We start from the raw sequence: 8,209 nt of genomic DNA on the forward strand, positions 1-8,209 counted from the left end.
CACAGACGGGTCAAAGGGCGGGAGATCGGGTAAAGAGAGCCGTCAAGTCGACGTACGACGGCGGTTTCATCAGCGAAGATAGTACGTGAGCCCTGCCGTCGGCACGGGCCAGCGGAACTACCCATACAGGGGCGGTGAGTTACATGATCCTGGCAGCCGAAAAGGGCGACATCACCACCATCATCGGCGGAATCGCCCCGAACTGGGGGCCGTTCGGCAGTCTCGGCAATGAAGCGAAGGTCATGATCGAGGTGGTCATGGCCGTCGCGATCCTCCTCTGCCTCGGCATCGCCATCTGGGGCGCGGCCAAGCAGCGCATCGGCGCGACCGCACTGCGGGACACCTTCAGCGCCGAACAGGGCAAGGGCCTGATCGTCGCCGGCCTGACCGGCGTGTTCATCATCGGCTCCCTCGGCACCCTCTTCACCATCGTCTACGGAATGGCCGTCTAGCCGGGCCGCCCACCGGCTGCCGGACCTGACGAGGAATCACCACACCACCGACGTACGACGCAGAGGGGGCGGACACGAGATGAGCAACGAGGACCAGTACGGCGGCGGCGCCGGCGGCGGCTACGGCGAGATCGGTGGCACGGGCCAGACCCGCACCCGGCTCCCCGACTCCCCGTCCGACCCGTACGGCACCCCCCGCCGCACCCCGCGCGCCTCGCGCAGCCTGGTGACGGTGGTCGGCGTGGTGGTCCTCCTGATCGCGGCGATCGCCTTCGCCAACCAGTCGGGAGACACCCCGACCCCCCCGTCGGCGGACACCCCACCCTCCCCCGCCTCCACGACAGCCACAGGCACCCGCCCGGTGGACGGCAAGAACGGCACCGTCCCTACCGGGTTCGCGCAGACCGAACAAGGAGCACAGTCGGCCGCCGCCAACTTCGCGGTCGCACTCGGCTCTGACGGCATGTTCGACAGCGTCCGCAGAAAGGCCATCGTCCAGGCCGTGTACGCGCCGGACGTGGCCGCCGCGCGCCAGAGCAACCTCGACAGCGTCTACACGGACGCGCAGTTCTTGGCTCGCATCGGCCTCGACTCCGCCGGCAAGGCCCCGAAGGGCCTCCAGTTCATCTCCCGTACGAACCCTGTCGGGACCAAGGTGGAGAAGTTCTCCACCGACGCCGCCACCGTCTCCGTCTGGCACTCGACCCTGTTCGGTCTCGCGGGCGAGGGGTCGAAGAACCCGGTCGCGGAGAGCTGGTACACCAACACCTTCGAGCTCCGCTGGACCAACGGCGACTGGCGCGTCGCCGACTTCACGCAGAAGGACGGCCCGGCCCCGGTCGGCCGGGACCAGAGAGCTGCCTCCGCCGAGGAGATGGCCGCCGCCGTATCGCAGTTCGGGGGGCTCACCTATGCACGCTAGCCGTCGCGGTATGTCCTTCGCAGCCGTCGTAGCCACCCTGCAGACCACTGCGGTCCTCCTTTCCGCCCGCGCGGTCGCCGCTCCCTCGCCCGACCCGAGCGCGCCCAGCCCGAAGCCGAGCAACGACCCCTGTGACCTGATCCGAGGCCCGGCCAAGGACTACTGCGAGCGGGGCGACGGCGCCACAGGCGCCCCCCGCACAGGCCTGGCGCCCAGCGACCCCGCCGACGCCCTCAACCCCCTCGCCTCCCTGGCCAAGGGCTGCGCCGACGCCGCGGCCTGGATCGTCACCGAGCTCAGCAAAGCGATCAAAGGCACGGCCAACGTCGACTTCACCAACGGCGCCTTCCTCAAGCAGTACGCCGTCGTCTTCGCCGCCTCCACCATCCTCACGCTGGTCCTCTGGCTCTTCGCCGTCGCCAAGCGCGCCATCCGCGGCGTCCCCCTCACCACCGCCATCTCCGAAGCCGTCGGCTTCCTCTGGCTCACCGTCCTCGCCTCCGCCTTCACCCCGCTGATCCTCTACACCGTCGTCTCCGCCACCGACGGCGTCACAGAAGTCATCGCATCGGCGAGCGGCGGCCAGACCGACGTCTTCTTCGGCTCCTTCATCGAGGCCCTCAAGAAGGGCGACTCCATCGGCGGCGGCCCGATCATGCTGATCGTCGTCTCCCTCGTCACCGTCCTCGCCGCCGGCGTCCTCTTCCTCGAACTCTTCATCCGGGCCGCCCTCCTCTACGTAGGCGCCCTCCTCGGCGTCGTCGTCTACGCCGGGCTCGTCGACCGCAACCTCTGGGGCCACGTCCGCCGCTGGGCCGGCATCATGATCGCCGTCATCCTCGTGAAGCCGGTCATCGTCATCGTCCTCGGCCTCGCCGGCGCCCTCGCCGGCGAAAAGGGCCCCAACGCCTTCTCCGCCGTCGTCTCCGGCCTCGCGATCATCCTCCTGGCGATCTTCGCCTCCGCGATGATCTACCGCTTCGTCCCCGGCTTCGGCGACGAGATCGCCTCCGCCCGATCGAACCGCAGCAAGGCCACCGACGGCGCCCAGGCCGCCGCCGTCATCAGCTCCCCGGCCTCCCTCGTATCCCAGGGCATCAAGACCCACAGCAGCCGCGGCGCCCACCGCGGCGGCGACGGCGGCGGCGGCTCCAGCGCCCCCCGCCCCGCCAACCCCCTCTCCGGAGGAGTGGCCGCCCACAGCAGCCGCCCCACCTCCGGCGGCGGAGGCGGCGGATCCGTCCCCTCCGCCGCACCCGCGCCCCGCTCCGGATCGAGTACGAGGAACACAGGAGGTGACGGGCGTTGACGACCCAGTCCCACCAGCTGCACCCGGTCGCACCCCGCCGCACGTATCTCATCGGCCGGGCCCGGCCGAACGCGATCGTCGGCAAGAACCGCGAGAGCGGCGAGATCGCCCTGATCATCGTCGGCGCGTTCTTCGGCATGATGAGCGGCCTGCTCGTCCCCGCCCTCACCCTGCGCATCGTCAGCCTCGCCGGGTTCCCGATGCTCGCGCTCGCCGCCGTGTACGTCCCGTACAAGGGCCGCACGTTCTACAAGTGGTTCGAGATCAACCGCAGCTACAAGCGCACCCTGCGCCGCGGCACGACGTACCGCTCCTCCGCCATGGAAGCCGGCGTCCGCGCCGCCGACGGCCGCGAGGTCGAGGTCGGCCCGCCCCCCGGCATCGGCCGGATCAACTGGCTCGCCGCCCCCTTCGGCCCCGACGAGATCGCCGTCCTCCTCCACGCCGACCGCAGGACCGTCACCGCCGCCATCGAGATCGAGGGCCCCGGCGTCGGCCTGCGCGACAGCGAGGACCAGGAAGCCCTCGTCGACCGCTTCGGCACCCTCCTCAAGCACGTGGCCAACGGCGACGGCTTCGTCACCCGCCTCCAGATGCTCGCCCGTACGCTCCCCGCCGACCCGGACGCACACGCCAAGGACGTCGCCCAGCGCGGCGACACCAACGCCCCCATCTGGCTGCGCGACTCGTACGACCAGCTCCAGTCGATGGTCTCCACCTCCTCCGAGCAGCACCGCGCGTACCTCGTCGCCTGCATGCACTACACGCGCGAACTCGCCGCCGAGGCCCACACCATCGCCCGCGCCGGCACCCCCCACAAGGGCCGCAAGCTCGACCGCGACGCCGGCCTCGCCATCGTCATGGCCCGCGAGCTCACCGACATCTGCGCCCGCCTCGCCGAAGCCGACATCCGCGTCCGCCAGCCCCTCGGCCAGGGCCGCCTCTCCTCCCTCGTGCACTCCATGTACGACCCGGACCACCCCATCGACCACATCCAGGCCATGACCAAGCGCAACGCCTGGCCCGCCGAACTCGACGCGGTCGAACCCACCTTCCTCCAGGCCAAGACCCGCGAGTCCTCCACCCGCGCCCCCTGGTGCCACGCCACGGCCTGGGTGAAGGAATGGCCGATGACCCCGGTCGGCGTCAACTTCCTCGCGCCCCTCCTCGTCCACACCCCCGACGTGATCCGCACCGTCGCCGTCACCATGGATCTGGAGCCCACCGAGGTGGCCATCGAGCGCATGCTCACCGAGAAGACCAACGACGAGGCCGACGCCAGCCGCGCCGCCAAGATGAACCGCACCGTCGACCCCCGCGACATCGCCGCCCACGGCCGGCTCGACCAAAGAGGTGAAGATCTCGCCAGCGGTGCGGCAGGAGTCAACCTGGTCGGGTACATCACGGTGTCCTCCCGATCCCCGGAGGCCCTCGCCCGCGACAAGCGCACCATCCGCGCCTCGGCGGGCAAGTCCTACCTGAAGCTGGAGTGGTGCGACCGCGAGCACCACCGCGCCTTCGTCAACACCCTGCCGTTCGCCACCGGCATCCGACGCTAGCTGGAGGGAAGTGCCGCCCATGCGAGATCCCATGTCCGCTCTGACGGACGCCTTCACCAGCTTCCTGTTCGGCAAGGTCGAGACCACGCGCCTGCCCGTACGCACCTCCACCGGGCAGGCGCAGGCCGTCTACCTGCCCACCGCCGCCCCCGGACTCGGCGACTCCGGTGTCATCATCGGCCGCGAGGTCTACAGCGGCAAGGGCTACATCTACGACCCCTTCCAGCTGTACGGCCAGCAGCTGCCGGCCCCGCACTGGCTGGTCCTCGGCGAGTCCGGCAACGGCAAGTCGGCACTCGAAAAGACCTACGTCCTGCGCCAGCTCCGCTTCCGCGACCGCCAGGTCGTCGTCCTCGACGCCCAGGGCGAAGACGGAGTCGGCGAGTGGAACCTCATCGCCCAGCAGCTGGGGATAACCCCCATCCGCCTGGACCCCATCGCCGCCAACGACGACGGGATCCGCCTCAACCCCCTCGACCCGGCGATCACCACGACCGGCCAGCTCGCGCTGCTCCGGACCATCATCGAAGTCGCCATGGGCCACGGCCTCGACGAACGCTCCGGCTTCGCCCTCAAGGTCGCGCACGCCTACGTCGTCGACACGATCCGCGACCGCCAGCCGGTCCTCACGGACATCGTGGAACAGCTCCGCCACCCGGAGGCCGAATCCGCGGAGGCCATGAACGTCGACATAGACGACGTACGGGCCTGGGGCCTCGACGTGGCCCTCGTCATCGACCGCCTGGTCGACGGCGACCTCCGCGGCATGTTCGACGGCCCCACGACGGTCGGCATCGACCTCGACGCCCCCCTCATCGTCTTCGACCTCTCGCACATCGACCGCAACTCGATCGCCATGCCGATCCTGATGGCGATCGTCGGCGTCTGGCTGGAGCACACCTGGATCCGCCCGGACCGCAAGAAGCGCATCTTCCTGGTCGAAGAGGCCTGGCACATCATCAACAGCCCCTTCGTCGCCCAGCTGTTCCAGCGCCTCCTGAAGTTCGGCCGGCGCCTCGGCCTGTCCTTCGTGGCCGTCGTCCACCACCTCTCCGACGTGGTCGACGGCGCGGCCGCCCGCGAGGCCGCGGCCATCCTCAAGATGGCCTCGACCCGCACGATCTACGCCCAGAAGGCGGACGAGGCCAGAGCGACGGGCCGGGTGCTCGGCCTGCCCCGCTGGGCGGTGGAGATCATCCCCACCCTCACCCCCGGCATCGCGGTCTGGGACGTCAACGGCAACGTCCAGGTGGTCAAACACCTGATCACGGAGGCGGAACGCCCGCTCGTCTACACGGACCGCGCCATGACGGAGTCCTCGTCCCCGTCCCAGCTCCCCGACGACCTGCTGGCGGCCGAGCTGGAGGCGGAGGAAAGAGCCCTCCTGATGGAACGCCACCGCAACGGCGGCCCGGGCTCGGCGACGACGGTGGCGTAAATGCGAGAACGCACGGGAAAGGAACAGGGCGGCATCCCGGACGCCCTCCTGATCGCCCTCCTCGCCTTCCTCCTGGGCCTGGCGGCCCTGGTCTGGACGTCGACGGGCCTGGCCGCGCTCTTCTCGAAGGGCGCCTGGCCGTCCACGGTGACCTTCTCCCACACCCCGGGCGCGGTCCGCGCCCTGATAACCCAACCCCACGACGTCCCGGGAGCCTGGCCGGACACCGACCCCCAGGCCCTCTCGGGCTGGGGGCTCTTCTGGGGCCTCTTCATCAGCCAGCTCCTGATCCTGTTCGTCCTGACGGTCTTCGTCATGGGCGTCATCGCCCGTACGAGGTCCCGCCGCAGGAAGCCGGCCGAGCCGTCCCACCCGTCTTCGCCCCCGCCCCGGCCCCCGTACCCGTACCCACCGGCGTCCGAGGCGCCGGGGGTCCCCCCTGCGCAGCGAGGCAGCGGGTACGAGGCCGGCGTCCCCGACCACTCCGGGGGCGGCTCCGGCCTGGTCCCGCCCCCGGCCGGTCCGCCGCGCCCCACCACGCCGCCGCCCATCCCGGCCCCGCTGCCCCATCCGGCGGCCGCACCGTCCGGCTCAGCCGCGCCGCCGTACGAGTCCGGGCACGGAACCCCCCACACCACCGGCGTCCCCCACACCACCGGCGTCCCCCACACCACCGGCGTCCACGACAACAGCGGGGCCCCCGGCCACATGGCCTACGGCAGCCCGGCCGAACGCCACTCCCTCGCCCTCCAGGCCCTGGCCGCGGCAGAAGGAGCGGCCCTCGTCGTCACCTCCTCCCCGGCCCTCTGGGCGGAGACGAAGGACGCCCGCGCCAAACTCGGCCCGGTCCTCCTCTACGACCCCTCGCACCTCTGCGACACCCCGGCCCGCATGCACTGGAACCCGGCCGACGCCTGCGCCGACCGCGAAGCCGCCGCGGCCCGCGCGATCGCGCTGCTGGCCCCCGTACGTCCCCAGGCCCGTATGGACGCGGCCATCGCCGACACGGCGGAAACGCTCCTGCGCAGCTGGCTCCAAGCCGCGGCCCTCGACGACCGCCCGTTCAAGCAGCTGCACCGCTGGGCCCAGGGCAACAGCGCGCAGGACCCGGTACGCATCCTCCGTACGCACCCCCAGGCCGCCCCCGGCGCCGCAGGCGAGCTGGAGAGCGCCCTCACCGCCCACCCCGAACGCCGCGAGCAGGCACAGCACCTGACGGCGCGTGCCCTCTCCTGCCTCACGTCGATCCACATCCGCGAGGCCTGCAATCCGAACCGAACAGATGCACTGACCTTGGCATCGTTCGTCGCCGAAGGGGGCACCCTTTACCTGGTGGGCGAATCGCTGGAAGATCCCCGTACCCACCCGGGTGCGATGCCGTTGCTCACCGCACTCGCCGCGAGCGTGGTCGAGCACGGCCGCCGCATGGCCGCACGGTCATCCCACGGCCGGCTCGACCCACCACTCACCCTGGTCCTTGAGGACGTCGCGGCCGTGGCCCCGATCCCCCAGCTCCCCGAGCTGCTCCAGGAGGAGTTGCTCCCCCTGCTAGCCCTGTGCCGCAGCCGCGAGCAGGCCCGCGCCCGCTGGCCGGAGGCGGCCGCACTCCAGCACTAGGGGGTGTCCCTAGGGCCTCGGCAGCACGTACTCGAACTCCTTGGCTCCCGGACTCGCCAGCAGCGGCACGACGTGCCCGCTCGCCCGGAACCCGAACCGCTGATAGAAGGCCGCGGCCCGCGCGTTGTCCTCGTGCACGAAGAGCCGTACGCGCTCCAGCGCCGGCCCCTCCAGCGACCAGGCCCACTCCAGCGCGGCGGTGAAAAGGCGCTCGGTCAGCCCGCTCCCCCGCTGCTCGGGGCGTACGAACACTCCCACCAGGTGGCCCTGGGTCTGCTCGACGACCTGCTCGAAGAAGTCGGCGATCCCGCCTTCCTCGACGAGCACGGTCACCGACCCCACCCATTTCCCGTCCGGAGCCTCGGCCACGAACTGCCGTGCGTTGCGCCCGTGCGAAGCCCCCTCCGCACGGCCCTGCCAGAACTCGTCCGTCCTGGACTCGGCCTCGTCCAGAGTCTCCAGGAAAGCCACCGGCGCAGCCGGGTCCTTGAGCGCGTCGATCCGCAGCTCCTTGACCTTCTCCCACTCGTCCGCCCGTACCGCACGCATCACATACTGATCATCCATAACCCGGATCAAACCACACGACCGCATGCGCGTAAACGCAAAAAGCCCCGTACCGGATACCCGGTGCGGGGCTTTTCACAATGATTGTTCGGCGGCGTCCTACTCTCCCACAGGGTCCCCCCTGCAGTACCATCGGCGCTGAAAGGCTTAGCTTCCGGGTTCGGAATGTAAACCGGGCGTTTCCCTAACGCTATGACCACCGAAACACTATGAAATTTGAACACTGGATGACGACACAGCTGTTCGTTATTTCAGAACTAACACAGTGGACGCGAGCAACTGAGGACAAGCCCTCGGCCTATTAGTACCAGTCAGCTCCACCCGTTACCGGGCTTCCACATCTGG

General features: G+C 70.3%; 7 protein-coding genes and 1 rRNA gene. 6 read left to right on the top strand and 2 right to left on the bottom strand.

The window, feature by feature from the left end:
* Positions 1–143: 143 nt before the first annotated feature.
* From AB0M92_RS05550 to AB0M92_RS05575, 6 genes are all read left to right on the top strand, one after another.
* Complete coding sequence (locus AB0M92_RS05550; RefSeq protein WP_008742356.1) at positions 144–452, top strand: hypothetical protein; 309 nt, start codon at positions 144–146, stop codon at positions 450–452.
* 79 nt (positions 453–531) lie between these two features.
* On the top strand, positions 532–1,374 hold the full coding sequence (locus tag AB0M92_RS05555; RefSeq protein ID WP_366100774.1) for a hypothetical protein: 843 nt from the start codon (positions 532–534) through the stop codon (positions 1,372–1,374).
* A 10-nt stretch (positions 1,375–1,384) separates the two neighbouring features.
* A complete protein-coding gene (locus tag AB0M92_RS05560) occupies positions 1,385–2,683 on the top strand; it encodes a hypothetical protein (RefSeq protein ID WP_366100775.1) in 1,299 nt (432 codons plus the stop codon).
* Positions 2,680–4,242 (top strand): SCO6880 family protein, encoded by a 1,563-nt coding sequence (locus tag AB0M92_RS05565; protein WP_366100776.1) that lies wholly within the window; start codon positions 2,680–2,682, stop codon positions 4,240–4,242. The genes AB0M92_RS05560 and AB0M92_RS05565 overlap by 4 nt, the downstream gene beginning before the upstream one ends.
* 19 nt (positions 4,243–4,261) lie before the next feature.
* Positions 4,262–5,680, top strand: a complete 1,419-nt coding sequence (locus AB0M92_RS05570; RefSeq protein ID WP_366100777.1) for an ATP-binding protein — start codon at positions 4,262–4,264, stop codon at positions 5,678–5,680.
* The gene (locus AB0M92_RS05575) at positions 5,681–7,297 is read left to right on the top strand and encodes a type VI secretion protein (protein ID WP_366100778.1); all 1,617 of its coding nucleotides are present in this window, start codon (positions 5,681–5,683) and stop codon (positions 7,295–7,297) included. It begins immediately after the preceding gene.
* A gap of 9 nt (positions 7,298–7,306) precedes the next feature.
* On the opposite strand, the gene AB0M92_RS05580 is transcribed toward AB0M92_RS05575, so the two are convergent.
* A complete protein-coding gene (locus tag AB0M92_RS05580) occupies positions 7,307–7,864 on the bottom strand; it encodes a GNAT family N-acetyltransferase (RefSeq protein WP_366100779.1) in 558 nt (185 codons plus the stop codon).
* A gap of 86 nt (positions 7,865–7,950) precedes the next feature.
* Positions 7,951–8,068, bottom strand: a 5S ribosomal RNA gene (gene rrf, locus AB0M92_RS05585).
* Positions 8,069–8,209 lie beyond the last annotated feature (141 nt).

The sequence above is a fragment of the Streptomyces sp. NPDC051582 genome (assembly GCF_040681715.1).
Lineage (GTDB): Bacteria > Actinomycetota > Actinomycetes > Streptomycetales > Streptomycetaceae > Streptomyces.